Annotated in this window: 19 protein-coding genes and 2 pseudogenes; 12 read left to right on the top strand and 9 right to left on the bottom strand. The window is 48.6% G+C overall.

What is annotated here, in order from left to right; genetic code table 11:
* The 4 genes from IQ219_RS04520 to IQ219_RS04535 all read left to right on the top strand — a co-directional run.
* Positions 1–702, top strand: a 702-nt coding sequence (locus IQ219_RS04520) for a tRNA (adenosine(37)-N6)-threonylcarbamoyltransferase complex transferase subunit TsaD (protein WP_194071865.1), incomplete at its 5' end; no start/stop codon positions are given.
* A 185-nt stretch (positions 703–887) separates the two neighbouring features.
* Complete coding sequence (gene rimM, locus IQ219_RS04525) at positions 888–1,433, top strand: ribosome maturation factor RimM (protein WP_194071866.1); 546 nt, start codon at positions 888–890, stop codon at positions 1,431–1,433.
* Between the two features lie 103 nt (positions 1,434–1,536).
* Complete coding sequence (locus IQ219_RS04530) at positions 1,537–2,466, top strand: UDP-glucuronic acid decarboxylase family protein (protein WP_190597951.1); 930 nt, start codon at positions 1,537–1,539, stop codon at positions 2,464–2,466.
* Positions 2,463–3,383, top strand: coding sequence for a DUF4351 domain-containing protein (locus tag IQ219_RS04535; protein WP_194071867.1), 921 nt, complete (start codon positions 2,463–2,465; stop codon positions 3,381–3,383). Before IQ219_RS04530 ends, IQ219_RS04535 begins: the two co-directional genes overlap by 4 nt.
* Before the next feature lie 50 nt (positions 3,384–3,433).
* Here IQ219_RS04535 and rsmI read toward each other — a convergent pair whose 3' ends face one another.
* From rsmI to IQ219_RS04565, 6 genes are all read right to left on the bottom strand, one after another.
* Complete coding sequence (gene rsmI, locus IQ219_RS04540; RefSeq protein ID WP_194071868.1) at positions 3,434–4,273, bottom strand: 16S rRNA (cytidine(1402)-2'-O)-methyltransferase; 840 nt, start codon at positions 4,271–4,273, stop codon at positions 3,434–3,436.
* Complete coding sequence (locus tag IQ219_RS04545; protein WP_223342472.1) at positions 4,273–4,494, bottom strand: hypothetical protein; 222 nt, start codon at positions 4,492–4,494, stop codon at positions 4,273–4,275. Before IQ219_RS04545 ends, rsmI begins: the two co-directional genes overlap by 1 nt.
* Before the next feature lie 73 nt (positions 4,495–4,567).
* Positions 4,568–5,479 (bottom strand): tRNA (adenosine(37)-N6)-dimethylallyltransferase MiaA, encoded by a 912-nt coding sequence (gene miaA / locus IQ219_RS04550; RefSeq protein WP_194071869.1) that lies wholly within the window; start codon positions 5,477–5,479, stop codon positions 4,568–4,570.
* Between the two features lie 6 nt (positions 5,480–5,485).
* Positions 5,486–6,601 (bottom strand): Gfo/Idh/MocA family protein, encoded by a 1,116-nt coding sequence (locus tag IQ219_RS04555; RefSeq protein WP_194071870.1) that lies wholly within the window; start codon positions 6,599–6,601, stop codon positions 5,486–5,488.
* A 56-nt stretch (positions 6,602–6,657) separates the two neighbouring features.
* Positions 6,658–7,569, bottom strand: a complete 912-nt coding sequence (gene cruF, locus IQ219_RS04560; protein WP_194017120.1) for a gamma-carotene 1'-hydroxylase CruF — start codon at positions 7,567–7,569, stop codon at positions 6,658–6,660.
* Between the two features lie 109 nt (positions 7,570–7,678).
* Positions 7,679–8,581 (bottom strand): cytochrome c oxidase subunit II, encoded by a 903-nt coding sequence (locus tag IQ219_RS04565; RefSeq protein ID WP_194071871.1) that lies wholly within the window; start codon positions 8,579–8,581, stop codon positions 7,679–7,681.
* 79 nt (positions 8,582–8,660) lie between these two features.
* On the opposite strand from IQ219_RS04565, the gene IQ219_RS04570 reads away from it, so the two are divergent.
* Together IQ219_RS04570 and hpnI are read left to right on the top strand one after the other, a co-directional pair.
* Complete coding sequence (locus tag IQ219_RS04570; RefSeq protein WP_194071872.1) at positions 8,661–9,443, top strand: pantothenate kinase; 783 nt, start codon at positions 8,661–8,663, stop codon at positions 9,441–9,443.
* The gene (hpnI, locus tag IQ219_RS04575; RefSeq protein WP_228016708.1) at positions 9,421–10,656 is read left to right on the top strand and encodes a bacteriohopanetetrol glucosamine biosynthesis glycosyltransferase HpnI; all 1,236 of its coding nucleotides are present in this window, start codon (positions 9,421–9,423) and stop codon (positions 10,654–10,656) included. The genes IQ219_RS04570 and hpnI overlap by 23 nt, the downstream gene beginning before the upstream one ends.
* Here the strand turns inward: hpnI and IQ219_RS04580 are convergent.
* The gene (locus IQ219_RS04580) at positions 10,646–11,107 is read right to left on the bottom strand and encodes a hypothetical protein (protein ID WP_194071873.1); all 462 of its coding nucleotides are present in this window, start codon (positions 11,105–11,107) and stop codon (positions 10,646–10,648) included. The two genes, hpnI and IQ219_RS04580, sit on opposite strands and share 11 nt — an antisense overlap.
* A gap of 529 nt (positions 11,108–11,636) precedes the next feature.
* Here IQ219_RS04580 and murA point away from each other — a divergent pair.
* The 5 genes from murA to IQ219_RS04605 all read left to right on the top strand — a co-directional run bounded on the left by murA (position 11,637) and on the right by IQ219_RS04605 (position 17,671).
* A complete protein-coding gene (murA, locus tag IQ219_RS04585; protein ID WP_190597892.1) occupies positions 11,637–12,953 on the top strand; it encodes a UDP-N-acetylglucosamine 1-carboxyvinyltransferase in 1,317 nt (438 codons plus the stop codon).
* A 107-nt stretch (positions 12,954–13,060) separates the two neighbouring features.
* Positions 13,061–14,461: a class II fumarate hydratase gene (gene fumC, locus IQ219_RS04590; protein ID WP_194071874.1), complete on the top strand. Its 1,401-nt coding sequence runs from the start codon at positions 13,061–13,063 to the stop codon at positions 14,459–14,461.
* Between the two features lie 303 nt (positions 14,462–14,764).
* Positions 14,765–15,292, top strand: a complete 528-nt coding sequence (locus tag IQ219_RS04595; protein WP_194071875.1) for a hypothetical protein — start codon at positions 14,765–14,767, stop codon at positions 15,290–15,292.
* An 85-nt stretch (positions 15,293–15,377) separates the two neighbouring features.
* Positions 15,378–15,845 carry an OsmC family protein gene (locus tag IQ219_RS04600; RefSeq protein ID WP_194071876.1) on the top strand — a complete coding sequence of 156 codons (468 nt, stop codon included), beginning with the start codon at positions 15,378–15,380 and terminating at the stop codon, positions 15,843–15,845.
* 173 nt (positions 15,846–16,018) lie between these two features.
* Positions 16,019–17,671 (top strand): acetolactate synthase large subunit, encoded by a 1,653-nt coding sequence (locus IQ219_RS04605; protein WP_190597888.1) that lies wholly within the window; start codon positions 16,019–16,021, stop codon positions 17,669–17,671.
* Positions 17,672–17,679: 8 nt separating this feature from the next.
* Here IQ219_RS04605 and IQ219_RS04610 read toward each other — a convergent pair whose 3' ends face one another.
* Entirely contained in the window at positions 17,680–18,255 is a 576-nt protein-coding gene (locus IQ219_RS04610; RefSeq protein ID WP_194071877.1) for a Uma2 family endonuclease, read from the bottom strand.
* 159 nt (positions 18,256–18,414) lie between these two features.
* A pseudogene (locus tag IQ219_RS04615) lies at positions 18,415–18,617 on the bottom strand (ABC transporter ATP-binding protein); the annotation flags it as partial.
* 260 nt (positions 18,618–18,877) lie between these two features.
* Here IQ219_RS04615 and IQ219_RS04620 point away from each other — a divergent pair.
* Positions 18,878–19,790: pseudogene (locus IQ219_RS04620) on the top strand (amino acid transporter); the annotation flags it as partial.

The following is a 19,790-nucleotide window of genomic DNA, read 5'->3' on the forward strand; positions in this document are numbered from 1 at the left end:
ATCTATGCCAGCTATCTGAGTCAGCCGGAGTTGCAGCCACCCTTTTTGTGCCTATTGGTATCCGGTGGGCATACCAGTTTGATCCACGTTAAGGGCTGTGGCGATTACCGACAATTGGGCACCACCAGGGATGATGCAGCGGGGGAAGCGTTTGACAAGGTAGCTCGTCTGCTGGATTTAGGTTACCCAGGGGGGCCGGCCATTGACCGAGCGGCTAAAAATGGCGATGCGGCTGCTTTTAAGTTACCCGAGGGAAAAATTTCCCTACCCCAGGGGGGATACCATCCCTACGACTCCAGTTTTAGTGGTTTGAAAACTGCCATGTTGCGCCTTACCCAGGAGCTAAAGCAAAGCCCAGAACCTTTCCCCGTGGATGATTTAGCAGCCAGTTTCCAAGATACGGTGGCCCGTTCCCTGACCAAGAAAACTATTCGTTGTGCATTGGACCATGGCTTAACCACCATTACTGTGGGAGGAGGGGTGGCCGCCAATAGCCGCCTACGCTATCATCTCCAAGCCGCCGCCGAGGAAAATCAATTGCAGGTTTTTTTCCCACCCTTAAAATTTTGTACTGATAATGCCGCCATGATTGCCTGTGCCGCCGCTGACCATTTCCACAACGGCGATCGCTCTCCTTTGACCTTGGGTATTCAGTCCCGCCTTGCGGTGGAGCAGGTAGGTCAGCTTTACGTCACCAATTAGCTATTTCCCAGTGGACAATAGGTTTCTGTTTAAAAAGCCTTTGGTCCTCCTTAGTTTCGCGGAAAACTAGAGAAAAGTCTCCCAGTATTGGGGGGTTTAGAAGCCAAACTAAAACTTTGTCAACAGTCCCTCAAAAGACGAACGATGGTGGAGTCCGAGAAATTTTAACGAAACATCAAAAAAATATGATCCAAACCATGGAAACGGAAAATTGGCTAGAAATTGGTACCATTGTTGCACCCCAGGGCATTCAGGGGGAAGTGCGGGTTCTTTCAGCCTCAGATTTCCCCGAAAGATTTTTAACCAAGGGTCAGCGGTGGATTAGAAAAACAGCTCAGGATGCCCCCCAACCCCTCACGCTCAAAAAGGGCAAACAAATTCCTGGCAAAAACCTTTATATTCTTCGTTTCGCTGAAATTACCGACCGCAATCAGGCGGAAGCCTTGGTCAATTACCAACTATTGGTGCCCGCCACCGATCGCCTACCGTTGGAGCCGGGGGAATTCCATGTCACTGATTTATTGGGGTTGATTGTTTACGACCACAACAATGGCGATCGCCTAGGGATAGTGACAGATTTCTATAGCGCCGGCAACGATTTGTTAGGGATAACTTTGGATAAAAGCCCGGACAAAGAAGTGCTCATCCCCTTCGTTGAAGCCATTGTACCTACCGTGGAACTAGCGGAGCAACGGCTGGAAATTAAAACCATTCCGGGGCTATTGGATTGATCGCAAACCTTTCCTCTGTGGGGGATAGACATATTGAATTTCATTGCTGTCTAGGCATTTGCCAAATGCTAAAATGACGCCATTTGTACAAGTTGGGGTAAAGATGCGGATTTTGGTCACAGGGGGAGCAGGCTTCATTGGTTCCCATCTTATCGATCGCCTGATGGCCCAGGGCCACGAAGTTTTATGCCTGGATAACTTTTACACCGGCACAAAGCGGAACATTATCCAATGGTTAGATAATCCCAATTTTGAACTCATTCGCCACGACGTTACCGAACCCATTCGCTTGGAAGTCGACCAGGTTTACCATCTAGCCTGCCCAGCCTCCCCCGTCCATTACCAATTCAATCCCGTTAAAACCATCAAAACCAATGTGATGGGGACTTTGTATATGTTGGGTTTAGCTAAACGGGTTGGCGCAAGGTTTTTATTGGCATCCACCTCGGAAGTGTATGGCGATCCAGACGTTCATCCCCAACCGGAAAGCTATCGGGGCAATGTTAATACAATTGGTCCAAGAGCCTGTTACGACGAAGGGAAGCGGGTGGCAGAAACCCTAGCTTTTGAATACTATCGGGAGCACAAAGTTGATATTAGAGTAGCAAGGATATTCAACACCTATGGCCCCCGAATGTTGGAAAACGATGGCCGGGTGGTAAGTAACTTTATTGTTCAAGCATTACAGGGTAAACCCCTCACAGTTTTTGGCGATGGCTCCCAAACCCGCAGTTTCTGCTACGTATCTGACTTGGTGGAAGGTCTAATGCGCCTCATGAATGGGGATTACATTGGCCCAGTTAATTTGGGTAATCCGGGGGAATATACCATTTTGCAACTGGCAGAAAAAATCCAGACCGCCATTAATCCTGATGCGGAGTTAATTTACCAACCCCTACCGGAGGATGACCCCAAACAGCGGCAACCGGATATTACCTTGGCAAAAAACTATTTAGATTGGCAACCAACCATTCCCCTAGATCAGGGTTTGGCCATGACTATTGAAGATTTCAAATCTCGCCATCAAGAATGATTGACCACGATCGCCTCTTCAAGGAACTTTTGACAACTTTTTTTGTAGAGTTTCTTGATTTGTTTTTTCCCCAGGTCTTGGATTACTTAGACCAAGATTCCTTAATTTTTCTCGACAAGGAAATTTTCACGGATGTAACCTTTGGCGAAAGACATGAGAGCGATCTGATCGTCCAAGCCAAATTTAAGGGGCAAGATGCCTATTTCCTCATCCATGTGGAAGCCCAGGCTACCAACCAATCCCAGTTTAATCAGCGGATGTTTCATTACTTTGCCCGTCTCCATGCTAAATTTTCTTTGCCAGTTTATCCCATCGTAATTTTTTCCTACGATCGTCCTTTAAAGCCAGCTCCCCAGGAATACTGTGTTAATTTTCCCGACTTACTAGTACTAGATTTTAAATATAGAGTTCTTCAACTTAACCAACTCCACTGGCGGGATTTTTTGTCTCAACCTAATCCCATTGCTTCGGCATTAATGGCCAAAATGCAGATTGCTCCCCCCGACCGTGCCAAAGTTAAGGCTGAATGTTTGCGACTATTGGTAACCCTCAAGCTTGATCCGGCTAGAATGCAATTAATCTCTGGCTTTGTGGACACCTATCTCACTCTCAATCAAGCGGAAGAGACAATTTTCAAAGAAACCATCGCCGAATTTTCCCCCCCAGAACAGGAGGACGTTATGCAGTTAACAACCAGTTGGATGCTTCAAGGCATTGAATGTGGACAAAAATCTCTGCTACTCAAACAAATTAAGCATCGTTTTGGCGAGTTGGATGAAGTTAATCTGACGAGAATTGACACTCTAACTGTGCCCCAATTGGAGCAGTTGGGAGAAGTGCTGTTGGACTGCTCTGATTTCACAGAATTAAAACAATGGCTAGCGGCCCAAGCTGGAACTCCTGAGCGAAAAATTTAGTGAATTTCCAGAGGTGGGTTTTGCCATGGAGGCTGGCCAAGAATCGGGTTTCAGCTATCAGCTTCTATTTCCAAACTGAGTTGATAAAGTTGCCGACGGGGTAGCCGGGTTACTTCCGCTAATTGTTTGCTGGCTTGGGAACGACTTAAGCCTTTATTTATTAAGTTTTTCAATTCGTCCCGCAAATTCTCTTCAGAGAAGCTGGGCCTGTCGTCTGCTGGAGCCCCGGCAATTACCAAGCAAAATTCCCCTTTCGGTGTGTTTTCCGTGAAATAGGCGATCGCCGTTTGCAGATTCCCTCGCCAAAATTGTTCATGGTATTTAGTTAATTCCCGAGCCACAGTTAAGTTCCTTTCTGCGCCTAAAACAGTCTGCAGATCAGTCAACGTGGTCAATAAACGGTGGGGCGCTTCGTAGAGGATAATAGTGCGCTGTTCCTGTACTAGACTCTGTAACAATTGCTGTCGAGATTGGTTTTTCGTGGGTAAAAAACCTTCAAAAACAAAACGTTCTGTGGCTAAACCGGAACTAATTAAAGCCGCAATTAAAGCTGTTGCTCCGGGAATAGGTATCACCTCAATATTTGATTCTCCACAGGCCGCCACCAACTCCTGCCCTGGATCGGAAATGCCTGGAGTACCCGCATCACTCACCAAAGCAATGTTTTGTCCCTTTTGTAATTTGGCCAATAGCTCCTGGGTGCGGCCATGGCGATTATGGTCGTGGTAACTAATCTGGGGCGTGGTGATTTGGAAATGTTGTAATAACTTGCCCGTGTGCCTGGTATCTTCCGCCGCAATTAAATCAACCTCCTGCAGGGTTTTGATCGCCCGAGGAGTCATATCGCCCAAATTACCAATGGGAGTTGCCACCAGATAAAGAATGCCCATTAAAGCCCCAAGTTTTCCTGTTTTCTGGCCTTAAAAGAAGCCCTTAACCAAATGGTGCCAGAAATAAGAGAAGGAGCCAACACGAAGATAGTGCCGGTAATAATGGGATGTTGTCGGGCAGTTTCCGAGGAAAGCATCACTGCCAAAATGAAGGCGCAATAGAGCACACCCAAAAGAGGGACTCCCATCACCAATAGGGCAAATTTCGTGTCCTTATCCATGGCCATAAGCGTAAAAGTCCTGGGGGGAAACTAGCAATGATGCCATTTTAAGAACTATTTCACCCCGCAATACTTAAAACATTCCTCTATTTTCCTGGACTTGTACTAGTTTTGTCACCGAATTTAATAGGTTTCCCTGGTTAGCATCAAACCAATGGATGGCCGAATCCTTGCGGAACCAAGTGCGTTGACGTTTGGCAAATTGCCTGGTGTGGACAATGATGGACTCCGTGGCTTGGGGCAGGGATATTTTGCCCTGGAGATGTTGTGTAATTTCGGCATAACCAAGGGTATGGAGGAGGGGTAAGTTTTCTCCGTACTGATGGATTAAACTTTCCACTTCCTCTACTAAACCAGCCTCAATCATGGCGTGGGTACGGCGGACAATTCTCGGCTGGAGTTGCTCCGGTTCCAGCCCCAGGCCAATTTGCACAATGGGATAATTGGGGGGATTTTCCCCTTGGAGAACAGAAATGGGTTGCCCAGTGGTGTAGAAAACTTCCAAAGCCCTTAGGGTACGCACCACATCAGGGGGTTCAATTTTGCTTTGGGCCATGGGGTCCACTTGACCCAACAGTTGATAACAAAAAGTTTGTCCCAAGTTAGCCAACTGTTCCCGTAGATCGGCTTGGGGTGGAACGGCGGGAATTTTCAACCCCCGAACGATCGCCTGAATGTACAAACCAGTGCCTCCCACCAGAAGAATGGGTTGGCTTAATGACGCAATTAACTCCTGGGCTTGCCGTTGATATTCCGCTAGGGTGAAATTTTCCGTTGGTTCACAAATGTCAATCAGGTAATGGGGCACCCGTTGGCGATCGCCGAGGCTGGGTTTAGCGGTGCCAATGTCCAATTGTCGGTAAATTTGTCGAGAATCGGCCCCTAAAATAACTGCGTTTAACCTCTGGGCCAAATCAAGGGCTAGTTGGGACTTGCCACTGGCGGTGGTGCCACAAATAACAATCAGGGGCGGAACTTTGGCCATGGGAAACTATCGGGCCAAAAGGCGATCAAGATCCGGCACAGGCACCCATTGCTGTTGTTGATGGGCTTGGTGGGTCAAATCCATTAATAGTTGGGAGTAAACCCCATGGCGCAAAGATGGTGTAGGAGTTCTCTTTTGGAAAATACTCTGTGCCCATTCATCCACCACCCGTACCACCGGAGCAAGGCGACCATCGGCAAATACCTTAGGAAAATCCAAACGGGTTGGTACTTTTAGTTCCTGCATTGGTTCCCCGGCAGGATGGTGGAAAATTTTGAAACCATGGACATAATCCTTCAGGTTGTCACTGCCCAACACCAAACTACCTTTTTCGCCGTAAATCTCCAGCCAATGGCCCCGACCACCATGGGCGACGGAGGTGATATTTACTTGGCAGGGAATATCATTGTCCAAGGTTAAACTGATTAGCGCTGTATCCTCTGCTGTCACTGGCTTCAAACGATTATTGTCGAGGGGATCAGGCCGTTCGGCGATCGCCACACTCAAATTAGCGGACAAACTGTGGGCCGGGCCAAATAACCAGTGCAAATAATCGAACGTGTGGGAAGCTAAGGCCCCTAAAGCTCCCCCGCCTTTTTCCCGTTGGGCATACCAATTCCAAGCTCGTTCAGCATTGGCCCTACTGCCCACCAGCCAATCCACTTTAATTAACCTTAGTTTGCCCAAAATTTCCCGTTCCAAAAGTTCCGCCACATATTGCCAAGCGGGCACAAAGCGAAACTCAAAATCCGGCATCACCGTCACCCCCCGTTGCTGGGCCAAGTGATAAAGTTCAATCGTTTCCTCTACCCTTAAGGTCATGGGTTTTTCCAACAACACATGTTTGCCGGCTACAATCGCGTCCCTAGCCATCTCAAAATGGAGGAAGGGGGGACTGGCAACGGTCACTGCTTTGATATTTGGATTAGCCAGCAACTCCGGCAAATTGTCATAACTGTGGGGTAAATCCTGGGATTTAGCTACTTCCTGGGCCTTGGTCAAATCCCGATGGTAAACGGCGATCGCCTGGGTTTGATCGTGGTATTGCAGAGCCGGTAAATGGACAGCCTGGCCAAAACCCGTACCCAGGACGGCCACCGACAAAATTGGAGAGCTAGACATAAAACATAGTCAGGAAGACGAAAAAGTGACCCTAGGCCACTCCCCTACTGTACCAACTACTTGGCAGCGGCCAAATCCGATTTATCCTTTTCAATTACAGACTTTAAACGGGAAACGGCGGTGGAACGGGAATCTTCCCCAGCCCGACGGTAGAAATATAATGCCGGTGCAACGCCCAACAAAAAGCCGAGAAAAATGGGGGGATAAATATGGGCTCCAATACTCATCACCATGGCGAAGCCGAAATTGCCCAGGTACATGGCCAGGGGAAGGGAGTAGTCAGCTTCGGGAATTTCAACTTTATTAACTCGCCAAATAATGGTCGCCACGATCATAAATATGGCCCCGGTGCAGAACCACCCGGCGAAGTTTTGATAGGGCATACCGAAAAATCCCCCCGGCACATCCCATACCCAAAAGGGCATAGTGGTTTGGCTCATGGCGGGGTCCAAAACGAAGTCCCAGGACATTAACAAAGTTGCCCCCACGGCGATCGCCGTCAACTCCTGGCCAAAACGGGGCAAATTACTGTGACGTAGCCCTGCCCGTACCAGGAGGTAGGAGCAAAATCCTAGATAAAACCAGGAAAGGGGAATGGTGAAGGGCACTAGACCAGCAATTTTGTAGCCTAAGCCCGATAGGTAGCGATAGTAACCAAAGGGAAAACCGGTGCTAGTCCCCAACAGTTCGGCGGACACGGAAATGCCCAAGGCGGGAATCAAAAATCCGAGGGTAGGCAACAACCCCAAGGTGCGGAAGGCATAAACAGCCACAGCGGCAAAGCCTAGGATCATGTAAGCTACGCCGCCACCAGCCATGGACCACTGGAAAGCTGTCTGGCCAATGGGAGGTAACTGGGCCACAAATTCTGGGTGGGGTAACACCAGCAATAGTCCGGCCAGACCAAAACCCATGGAGGCAATGTGCCCAATTAGTAACAGCCGCTCAATCCGCATTAGTTTTTCCATTCAGTCCCTACCGCTAAAACTACATTCAAATTCTAAGTCATTATAGTTTACAAATCTTTACTACCAGCGGTGGATTGCTGGCTCGGGATGACAACCTAATTCCCAGTCGTTATTTACGAGTTGCAGGGGAAACGGTGGGCCAACCACTTTTGAGGGGAGTGCCAGGGGTTTGGTTGAATTCATCCAGGGCCGGATTGGGCAATTGCCCTGGGGCGAGGGATTTTTGACTTTCTAACCAGGCTTGGTAATCGGACACAGATTGCACCACTACGGGAGCTGTCATCACGGCGAAGTAGGTGCCGCTAAATTGGGAGTCGTGGAGTTTGTATTCCCCCAGGCGATTGGGGGTAAAACTAAATTCGATTTCCCGGTTGGGCACAATGTCCTGCTTAATGCGGAAATTGGGCACGTAAAACCCATGGAGCACGTCCGCCGAAGTCATGTTCAACGTTACCCGGCGATCGAGGGGCAAATGTAATTCATGGCTAGTCACCCCGGCATTGGGATAGGTAAAAGTCCACAGCCATTGTTTCACTTCTACGCCAATTTTTTCGGGGTTGATATTGCTCCCCTGGGCCATGGCCAATTCCGCAGGAGGGCCGGCGGCGATCGCCTTTTCCCCTAGCAATTGAGGCACTTCTACCACGGGTAAGGGGCCGAGCACATTCATCCGTTGGTAAATGACGTAGCTGTACCAAGCAATCCAGGTCACCAAAATAATCGGCACCACTGTCCAAAAAATTTCCAAACGGGCATTACCCCGAATAGGTGCCCCCTGGGGATTTTGCAGACTGAATCGATAGAAAATAATGGAGTAGGCCATGGCCCCCGCTACTCCCAGAAAGACCACGCTACCAAGGCTGACCAAAAAACTAAATAAATCCCCCACGGGTTGTGCTTCCTGGGCGGCCGCAGGGGGTAACCATTGGTAGGCCCGTTGCCCCAGCCACAGACTAATTCCCAGGGTAAAAGCAACGTAAACCGCCAATAGGATGAGATTTTTGCGACTCATAGTTAATCACTCTGGTTAGCCGTGGTCTAATGGGAAAGCTAGATTAGCTCAGTCTGCCGGGGGCAGGCATTTGGTTACCGTGGAAACATTGAAGCCGGGTTTTGGTTTAGCCCTGGATAATGACAAACAAAAACCTTGGTTAGGCCTAATGATAGGCAACTCCCGTTTGCACTGGGCATATTGTAGCGGCAATACTCCCCTGCAAACCTGGGTTACAGATTACAGCCCCGCTTTGGATCAGTTGCCGGTTTTGTTGAAGGAAGTGCCCTTTGTATTGGCGTCGGTGGTGCCGGAGCAAACCGAAGTTTGGCAAGCATATCAACCGAGAATATTGACCCTAAAGGATATTCCCCTAGGTAATATTTACCCCAGCTTTGGCATTGACCGGGCTTTAGCTGGCTTGGGGGCGGGGCTGGTCTACGGTTTTCCCTGTTTAGTCATCGATGGGGGCACTGCCTTGACCATTACTGGTTTTGACCAAGATAAAAAACTGGTGGGAGGAGCGATCCTGCCCGGTTTGGGATTGCAGTTACAAATCCTTGGCGATCGCCTGGCGGCCCTCCCCAAGTTAGAGTTAGGCTCATTAACCCAGTTGTCCCAGTTACCTAACCGTTGGGCTTTGGATACCCCCAGCGCCGTTTTTAGCGGTGTTACCTATGGAATGTTGGGGGCATTGCAAGGTTATCTCCAGGCTTGGCAAGCACAATTTCCCGGCACCGCCATGGTTATGACCGGAGGAGATGGCAAGATACTGCATGTGCTATTGGGGCAGTATTTCCCTAATCTTGCGGTGGCCCTGAATGACAATTTAATTTTTTTAGGTATGGCGGCCATACAACATGGCGATCGCCCCATCTGCTAGGGTTAGGGGTCGGCATTGTTCTAGCGACGGAGATTGGATCGGGGTGAATGTTGGCCAATGGTGGGAAATTTTGTCCTGGTTATGTTTATTGCCCATAGCCGGGGGCATTGTGTATAACCTGCTGACGGTGGTTACCACCAAGATTTTTCTGGGAAGATCCCTGCCCAAGCAAGATTTCCAACCTGGGGTATCGGTGTTGAAGCCAGTGCGGGGTTTGGAAAAAAACCTAGAAGTTAATTTACGCACCATTGCCCAGCAGAATTATCCGGCCTATGAAGTGATTTACTGTGTGCAAGATCCAGAGGATCCGGCCCTGGCCGTAGTCAAAAAGCTGCAAGCAGAGTTGGGTTCAGAAAAAATCATTGTCGCCGTGGATCAGGTTGAACAGGGGGCCAACGGTAAAGTCAATAATCTCCTGGGGGGATTAAAACAGGCTAAATATGACATTTTGGTGATTAGCGACAGTGACACCCATTTGCGCCCCGATTACCTGGCAACCATAGTCAGTCCCCTGGCCGATCCCCTCGTGGGTTGTGTAACTACTCCCTTTAAGTTGACCCAAGCCCAAACCTGGTACGAAGCTTTAGAACTGCTAACCATCAACGCTGACTTTATGCCCAGTGTTCTTTTTGCGGAAGTAACCGGAGCCTCCAAAGCTTGTTTAGGCCCTTCCATTGCCATTCGGCGATCGACTCTGGCCCAATTGGGGGGACTAACCGCCTTGGCAGACTATTTGGTGGAAGACTTTGAACTGGGCAGGAGGGTTTGGACCAGTGGCTTAAAAATGGTGTTGTTGCCCTATGTGATTGACGCGGTCGTGGACTTAGGGCAATGGCAAAGTTGGTGGAGTCATCAGATTTATTGGGATCAAAACACCTATCTCGCCCGTCCCGCCCCGTTTTTAGCCACTGTCATCATCCGTGCCGTGCCCTTTGCCCTTGTGTTCAGCCTTTGTCACTGGTCTGAGCCCTGGGCTTGGTTGATTTTGCTCATAACCCTAGCTATTCGTTATGGAACGGCAGCCACAGTTGCACGGCAACTAGAAGATGGGGAAAGCCTCCGCTATTTGGCGTTATTGCCGCTGAGGGACTGCTGTGGCCTAATTTTTTGGGCCCTATCCTTTTCCCAACGGCAAGTGCTATGGCGGGGTATCCCCTATCGTCTTACCAAGGGAGGCAAAATGGTACTGGCTTCCCCTACCTCTAAAAATTAAAGCGGGATGATTTGAGTCGGTGTTGATTAGCATTAGTCTTAGTGTATTGACTGACGGAAGTATTTCCCTTGGGATCAATTACTCCGGTGGCAGTTTGCCAAAGACTACGGGGCGCCGGGGTAACAACGTAAATATTGGCTTCCTTGCGTACATAGTACCATTGCTTGCTTTGACATTCCGGGCACCAAAATTCTTCTAGCCATTCTCCGGTGAGACTGACAGTAGGGCGATCGCCAAGCACGAGACTAGCTTTTTTATGGGTGTAGCCCCGGCTCCGTAGTTGGACAATTTGATCAGCATAGAGTCCATGTTTTTGGCTGACGCTATCTAGGTAACAACCGTGGATCGGGCAATGGATGGGGCGACGTTTAGACCTTTTACGATGGCGGGGACGCTTAGCTTGTCTAGTAGGGAGAAAAGTGACATTGGTGGCAAAATCTGGGCAACCCATGGCTTTAATGAATAAAAATAACGGCTAAAGTAAAGTTCTGATTATCTTCATTGAGTGGGAGCCTACCACAATTTAAGTGAGACCCTTCAACAATTACTCTCCAGACTGGGAAGTATTTTTTGAGAGGGCAAAACTCAAAAACTGAATTGTCGGAGAACTTGGAGTAAAGCGTTGTTCTGGCATGGCTAAGGAGAGGGGAACTTTTGGCACGTCCAGCCCTATCTATAGGCCCAGCTTACTCACCCTACTCCGGGCGATTTGTAAACTGAATGTTACAAATTGACTTATCCGGTATAGGATGTTAAGCATATTTGCCTAGACAATTGGTTTTGCACAGTTCTTGCTGAACAATCCCATTGAATGCTAAAAACACATTGGTTGATAAACATAATTTGTTGATCTTGTCTGGGTTGTCCTGGGATAGACGTTGGTGGGGTGTGGGCAACAATGGGTTGACAATTCCCCTGACGACGAAACCAAAGGACTGGTGTTAACTTTTTTCCCCTTTTGTTGGAGGTTGTGAAAACCCGTGCTCCAAGTTGCTACCCCTACTGCTACCGAAGAAACCCAGACGGTTATTGAAATTGAAGGCCGGGCCTCCCTACGGGGGGAAGTCCGCATTAGTGGGGCTAAAAATTCCGCTTTGGCGATCATGGCCGGTACCATCCTTTGTTCCGATGATTGTCGCCTCAGTAATCTGCCTGCCCTGGCCGATATTGACAAAATGTGCCAAATTTTGGCTGCCATTGGGGTCAAGCTCAAACGGGATGGCGATCGCCTGGTGGTGGATGCCAGTCACGTGGGCCATGGCCCTGCTCCCTATGATTTGGTCTCCCAACTGCGGGCCAGCTTTTTCGTCATTGGCCCCCTACTATCCCGTTTGGGTATGACCAAGGTGCCTTTACCAGGGGGGTGTGCCATTGGCACCAGGCCGGTGGACCTCCATGTGCGGGGTTTACAGGCCATGGGTGCTGACGTCCACATTGAGCACGGGGTAGTCAATGCCAGCATTAAGGGTAATGGTCGTCGTTTGACCGGGGCGAAAATTTACTTGGATTATCCCAGTGTGGGGGCAACGGAAACTATATTGATGGCCGCCACCCTAGCAGAAGGGGAAACAGTCATTGATAACGCCGCCCGGGAACCGGAAATTGTTGATTTAGCTAACTTCTGCCGTTCCATGGGGGCCCAGATCCGGGGGGATGGCTCCAGTCGTATTATTATCAACGGGGTAGAAAAACTCCACAGCACCGACTTTCCCATTATTCCCGATCGCATTGAGGCGGCCACATTTCTCTGTGCCGGGGCCATCACCCATTCCGAAATTAGTCTTTTCCCTGTGGTGCCGGATCACCTGGCCTCCGCCATTGCTAAATTGCGGGAGATTGGCCCAGAAGTGGCGATCGATGCCCCGGATCGGGTGCGTTTAATTCCCCGAGATCTGCGGGGCACAGATATTGAAACCCTTCCTTACCCTGGTTTTCCCACCGATATGCAGGCCCAGTTCATGGCTCTGCTGGCGGTAAGTGAAGGTAACAGTGTGGTCACGGAAACTGTGTTTGAAAACCGTCTCCAACATGTGGCGGAGTTACAACGTATGGGGGCTAATATCAAGCTCAAAGGCAATGCGGCCTTTATTCAAGGGGTGCCCTTCCTCTCCGGCGCGCCGGTTATGTCCACCGATTTGCGAGCTTCGGCTGCGTTGGTAATTGCTGGGTTAGCCGCCGAAGGTAAAACCATTGTCCAAGGTTTGCGCCATTTGGACCGGGGTTACGAAGACATTGAAGGTAAATTGCGTAAGCTGGGAGCTAAGTTAACCAGGATTGAACAGCCCGTCAGTCTTTAAAGGTTCCGTTGATTTGATGGGGGGACTAATGGGCGATCGCCTGTTAGTCCTTTTTGCTGATTGTTGGTCACCGCGTTGCCACTAGAAAAACATTTGCAAATTTCGCCATGGTAAATTCCCACCGCATTGAAACCGACAGCATGGGTCCCTTGGAAGTGCCAGCCGATCGCCTTTGGGGGGCCCAAACCCAACGCTCCCTAATGTTTTTTGACATTGGTAGTGATGTGATGCCACCGGATTTAATTCGGGCCTTTGCCGTATTGAAAAAAGCGGCCGCGATTACCAACCGGGATTTCGGTAAATTGCCAGGGGACAAGGCAGAGTTAATTATTCAGGCAGCGGACGAAATTATCGCCGGGCAGTGGTTAGACCATTTTCCTTTACGGATTTGGCAGACCGGCAGTGGCACCCAAACCAATATGAACGTTAACGAAGTGATTGCCAATCGGGCGATCGCCATTTGCGGGGGAGAATTGGGTAGTAAAAATCCGATCCATCCCAATGACCACGTTAATATGTCCCAGTCCTCCAACGACACGTTCCCTACGGCGATGCACATTGCGGCGGTGGAAGGTCTGCAAACTAAATTAATTCCCAGTTTGCAAGCTCTGCGTAATGGTCTTCAGGAAAAAGCAGACAGCTTTGCTAGTATCACCAAAATTGGCCGTACCCATCTGATGGATGCAGTGCCCCTGACCCTCGGCCAAGAATTTTCTGGTTATGTGGCCCAGTTAGACCAGGGGTTAACCCAAATTAATCATTGCCTACCAGGATTGTTAGAACTGGCCCTGGGGGGAACCGCGGTGGGCACCGGCTTAAATAGCCATCCCCAATTTGCTGAAAAAGTAGCCCAGGAAATTGCCCAGTTAACCGGCTATCCTTTTGTTTCCGCCCCCAACAAGTTTGCTGCCCTGGCCGGCCACGAGGCGATCGCCTTTGTCAGTGGAGTGCTGAAAAGCATTGCTACTTCCCTAATGAAAATTGCCAATGACCTACGCTGGATGGGTTCTGGGCCCCGCTGTGGCCTGGGGGAATTGATGCTACCGGCCAATGAACCGGGGTCTTCCATCATGCCGGGGAAAGTTAACCCCACCCAATGTGAAGCTCTGACCATGGTCTGTGTGCAGGTAATGGGGAACGATGCCACCATCGGTTTTGCCGCCAGCCAAGGCAACTTTGAACTGAACGTGTTTAAACCGGTCATCATCCACAACTTGCTCCAATCCATTCATTTGCTCAGTGATAGCTGTGCCAGTTTCCAGCAAAATTTGGTCACAGGATTAGAAGTAAACGAAAGCAAAGTCAAAGAATTTTTAGACAATTCCTTAATGCTCGTCACCGCCCTCAATCCCCACATTGGTTACGACAATGCCGCCCAAGTAGCTAAAACCGCTTTTAGCCAAGGCCTTACCCTTAAACAATCCGCTGTGCATTTGGGTTTGTTGACCCCAGAACAGTTCGACGCTTTGGTAATTCCGGAGCAAATGATTGCCCCGATCGCCGATTAGGCATTTTGCAAAAAAACGTAGAATGTTGGCATTTATCGTCTATAGACACTGAAAGACAACTGCTATTATTGCCCTTTGCCGCACTCTAATCTAACCAACACGTTTTTGGGAATGATGATCCGAAATTTTCTTGCAATCGCTCCTAGATGGTGTTATGTGCCAATATTTCCGCATATCGTGACTGTAGAGAGTGTTATACGAAAATTTTTTGCATAATCAATAGTTATGCAGAAATAAAGCCCCTCTACCGGATAGCCTACAATGTTGAAGGGAAATAAGCCTTAGCTTAAAGAGAAGACGGGTATGACAAGTGAATCTTTTGAAAAAATGCTTACAGGAGGGCATCCCAACTCTCTTGGTAGAACAATTGAGGTGGTTGATATAGTATTAGCCAATTCCGCAAGACTTTCGGATTTATACAATTGTTATTTCAGTGCCGATGAAATTGTTCGACTTCGCACATCTAATGCCATCAAGAGAATATCCTTAGAAAATCCTGAATGGCTTGTTCCGTATATTGATAAATTTATTTCTGAAATATCAAAGATTAATCAGCCCTCGGCACAATGGACTTTAGCAAATTTATTTCAGACTCTTTCGATCTTTATGTCGGAGGCGCAGAAAACCAGTGCAAAGAAGATTCTTCAAGATAATCTTGAAAACTACACAGATTGGATCGTCTTAAACAATACAATGGATACCCTAAGTAAATGGGCAATAAAGGACTCGATATTAAAAGAGTGGTTGCTACCGCATTTGGAGATATTAGCTCGCGATCCCAGGAAATCGGTTTCAGGAAGAGCTAAGAAAATCAAGACAGATCTGATGTGAGCTAAATCATGTACTTATGATGAAAGCTTTTTGTAATCTATATAATGGGAGCGTTAAGCATCAACTAGCCCGAAGGAGACAAAGAGTGTCTGAATATTACGCTTCAGTGAAATGGACTCGCAGAAGAGATGAACCATATATCGATAATAAATATAGTCGCGGACATGTTTGGGAGTTTGATGGAGGAGTTAGCGTATCGGCTTCGTCATCACCTCATGTTGTACCTCTACCGTATTCAGTCGAAGCGAATGTTGATCCTGAAGAGGCATTTGTCGCTTCGTTATCAAGTTGTCATATGCTCTTTTTCCTATCAATCGCTGCCAAAAAAAGATTTGTAGTTGAAAGCTATATTGATGATGCTATAGGCATCGTAGAGAATGACCAATCAGGTAGAATATCCATGACTAAAGTTACTCTCCGTCCAAAAATTGTGTTTACTGGTGACAGAATTCCTTCAAGAGAAGATCTTGAAAAAATGCATCATCTGTCCCATGAACAATGTTTTATTGCCAACTCGGTAAAAACAGTGGTAACCACTGAAATAAATGCTTAATAAGGCGCTGCTACGGAAAATTTGCTCGCCGATTAACCCATTACCGAGGCAACCCTGGGTGCAAAGCTAGAAATTACCTGCCAAAACCCCTCCGGATTCGTTAGGCTAGGGGGAGGTATTGAAAGTACTTTTATTTCAAATAGCTCACACAGCTAGGGGAACTAGGCACCACCATGGGGGAAATGAACACTGCAGACCTATTGGTTCAATGTCTGGAAAATGAAGATGTTGAATACATTTTTGGCGTACCCGGAGAGGAAAATCTCCACATCCTCGAAGCGCTGAAAAACTCACCCATCCGCTTTATTACCACTCGCCACGAGCAGGGAGCGGCCTTTATGGCCGACGTTTACGGCCGCTTGACTGGCAAAGCCGGGGTTTGTCTTTCCACCCTCGGGCCCGGAGCTACCAACCTCATGACTGGGGTAGCCGATGCCAATTTGGACGGTGCTCCCCTGGTGGCCATCACAGGCCAGGTGGGCACTGACCGGATGCACATTGAGTCCCACCAATATTTGGACTTAGTGGCCATGTTTGCCCCGGTGACCAAATGGACTAGGCAAATTGTCCGACCCAGTATTACCCCCGAAGTGGTACGAAAAGCTTTTAAACTGGCCCAGAGCGAAAAACCGGGGGCGACCCACATTGATTTACCGGAAAATATTGCTGCCATGCCGGTGGATGGTAAACCCCTACGGCGGGACAGCCGGGAAAAGGTTTATGCAGCTTTTCGGACCTTGGGCACAGCGGCCACGGCCATTTCCAAGGCGAAAAACCCCATTATTTTGGCCGGCAATGGCACTATCCGGGCCGAAGCCAGTGAAGCTCTGACAGAATTTGCCACTAGTTTGAATATTCCGGTGGCCAACACCTTCATGGGCAAAGGCACCATCCCTTACACCCATCCCCTTTCCCTCTGGACGGTGGGTTTACAACAGCGGGATCACATCACCTGTGCTTTTGAAAAAAGTGATTTGGTCATTGCGGTGGGCTACGACCTGATCGAATATTCCCCCAAAAAATGGAACCCCACCGGAGATTTGCCCATTGTGCACATTGGCTCCACCCCAGCGGAAATCGACAGCAGTTACATTCCCCAAGTGGAAGTGGTGGGGGACATTACCGATTCCCTGATGGATTTACTCAAACGGTGCGATCGCCAAGGGAAACCCACTCCCTACGGCGCTTCCCTGCGGGGGGATATCCGGGCCGAGTATGAATGCTATGCCAATGATGATGGTTTTCCTGTCAAACCCCAAAAAATCATTTATGACCTGCGCCAAGTGATGGGCCCCGATGACGTGGTGATTTCCGACGTGGGGGCCCACAAGATGTGGATGGCCCGCCATTACCACTGTGACAGTCCCAATACCTGTTTAATCTCCAACGGTTTTGCCGCCATGGGCATTGCCATTCCTGGGGCGATCGCCGCTAAATTGGTCTACCCTGAGCGCAACATTGTCGCGGTGACAGGGGACGGTGGTTTTATGATGAACTGCCAGGAGCTAGAAACGGCCATGCGGGTGGGCACTCCCTTCGTCACGTTGATCTTTAACGACAACGGCTACGGACTGATTGAATGGAAACAGATCAACCAATTTGGCGAATCCAGTTTCATTAAGTTTGGCAATCCAGACTTTGTCAAGTTTGCCGAAAGTATGGGACTGAAGGGTTACCGGGTAGAAGCAGCCGCAGATCTAATCCCCATTCTTAAGGAAGCCTTGGCCCAACCTGTACCCACCGTCATTGATTGTCCCGTGGACTACCGGGAAAATATTCGTTTCTCCCAAAAAGCGGGGGAACTGGCCTGCGAAATTTGGGAGTAGATAGGGATCTACCAAATCGGCGCTAACTCTAAAACAAATTCTGACAATATAGCCTCACCACTGAGGCTTTCAGGATTTTCTAAAACTTCTACCGCCTGACCAGGACGATAAATTTCTACGGTGCGAGTTTGGCGATCAATTAACCAACCCAATTGAGCACCATTTTCTTGATACTCTCGCATTTTTTCCCGCAGGGGTTTTAGGTCATCACTGGGCGATCTTAATTCAACGACAAAGTCCGGGCAGAGGGGCACAAATCTCTGTTGTTGTTCCGGGGTTAAGCTTTCCCATCGTTCCCGTTTTAACCAGGCTGCATCCGGCGATCGGTCGGCCCCATTAGGTAAGCGAAAGCCCCCAGAAGAGTCGAAAAAAATTCCGGTGCCATCCATTTCTGCCCAAAGACCTAGCCGTAGTATCAAAATGCCGTTACGGTTACTGGTTTCGCCTCCGGTAGGTGACATGATCACTAAATCTCCCTGGGAATTACGCTCAAAACGTAGCTCTCGATTAGCCAAACAGAGTTGATAAAACTGCTCATCAGAAAAGGATAGGCTATCAAGTTTAATGGTTAGGGCGGCGGGCATTGACTTTATCCCAGAGACATTGATGTGGCGTTGGTTTCCATTCTAAAGGAAGCGACAATCTAGCTGGAACGATTTTTTTGTTGAGGAAATATTCGTTTCTCCCAAAAAGTAGGGGAATAGGCCTAAATAATTTGGGAGTAGCGTCTGGGCTACGAACTACTAAGCCACGTCGTCGTGGGCAAAGCGATTTATAGAGGAAGTCCAAAGCGTAGTTACGAAACTGGTAATAGGTGAGGGATGTAGGGATGTGGGGGATTCTATAATTCGGTTTCGATCCCTGTGGCGAGAAAAGGGAGCAGTCATAATTCCCCCAATGTTGGCGTGGGGCCGGTCATCATCACCAGGCGATTAAGGCAAAAAACTAGACGTCGGAATCGGGTTAACTGACCAAACTTTTACCGCCTCGGACTTAATTGGTGCGGATTCTAAGCTCCATAGGGAAGAAATATGGGTCATGTCGTTTTTGAGAACCCATAATTATTTTAATTGCATTATTAACCCAAGGGAAAAACCAGATCCAAGGCAGTGGCAGTAAATTGACGGATGGATGTGTGGACAATCTCGATCGCCGTTCTAACCTACACTTGAAAAATCTTCAAAAGTTATCCCATTTCTAGGTTCTATGCCGTCTTCACCGACCCATGAACATCCTGTTTCATCACATCCTTGGTGGCAGGTGATGTGTTTAACCGGAGTGGATTATTTTTCGACTTTGGGTTATCAACCTGGGATTGCTGTCCTTGCTGCTGGGGACATGGCTCCCATTGCGACCCTGATTTTAGTGCTGGTCACCTTATTTGGGGCATTACCCGTTTATCGGAATGTGGCTAGACTCAGCCCCCACGGAGAAGGATCGATCGCCATGTTGGAACATTCTCTACCTTGGTGGCATGGCAAATTTTTAGTACTGATTTTGCTGGGGTTTGCCGGGACGGATTTTATTATTACTATTACTCTCTCCGCCGCCGATGCCACAGCTCATTTGGTTGAAAATCCCCTATTAGTTCGCTGGTTGCACGGTCAAGAAATTCCCCTCACTCTCATATTGATTGCCTTGCTGGGGGCATTGTTTTTGAAGGGCTTTAGGGAGGTGATTGGCTTTGCGGTAGTCATTGTTGTTGTTTATTTAGGCTTAAATTTGGTCGTCATTGGCATGGGGATCTATCAAATCAGTCTCAACCCCATGGTCTTTCCCCAATGGCAAGCTGGTCTGAGTGCCCATCACCATAATCCTTGGATAGTTTTAGGAATTAGTGCCCTATTGTTTCCCAAACTGGCTTTGGGACTATCGGGTTTTGAAACGGGGGTTGTGGTTATGCCCCTGGTAAAGGGTGACCCTACGGATCAAGAAAGTAACCCTGTGGGAAGGATTCGTAATACCCATCATTTACTAGTGACTGCCGCCGTCATTATGAGCCTATTTCTGCTGGCCAGTATTTGGGTGACGACGTTATTAATTCCCACTGCCGCTTTTCAACCAGGAGGGCAAGCCAATGGTCGAGCGTTAGCCTACTTAGCCCATCGCTATTTAGGGG

The organism is Synechocystis sp. LEGE 06083 (assembly GCF_015207725.1).
Classification (GTDB): domain Bacteria; phylum Cyanobacteriota; class Cyanobacteriia; order Cyanobacteriales; family Microcystaceae; genus Synechocystis; species Synechocystis salina.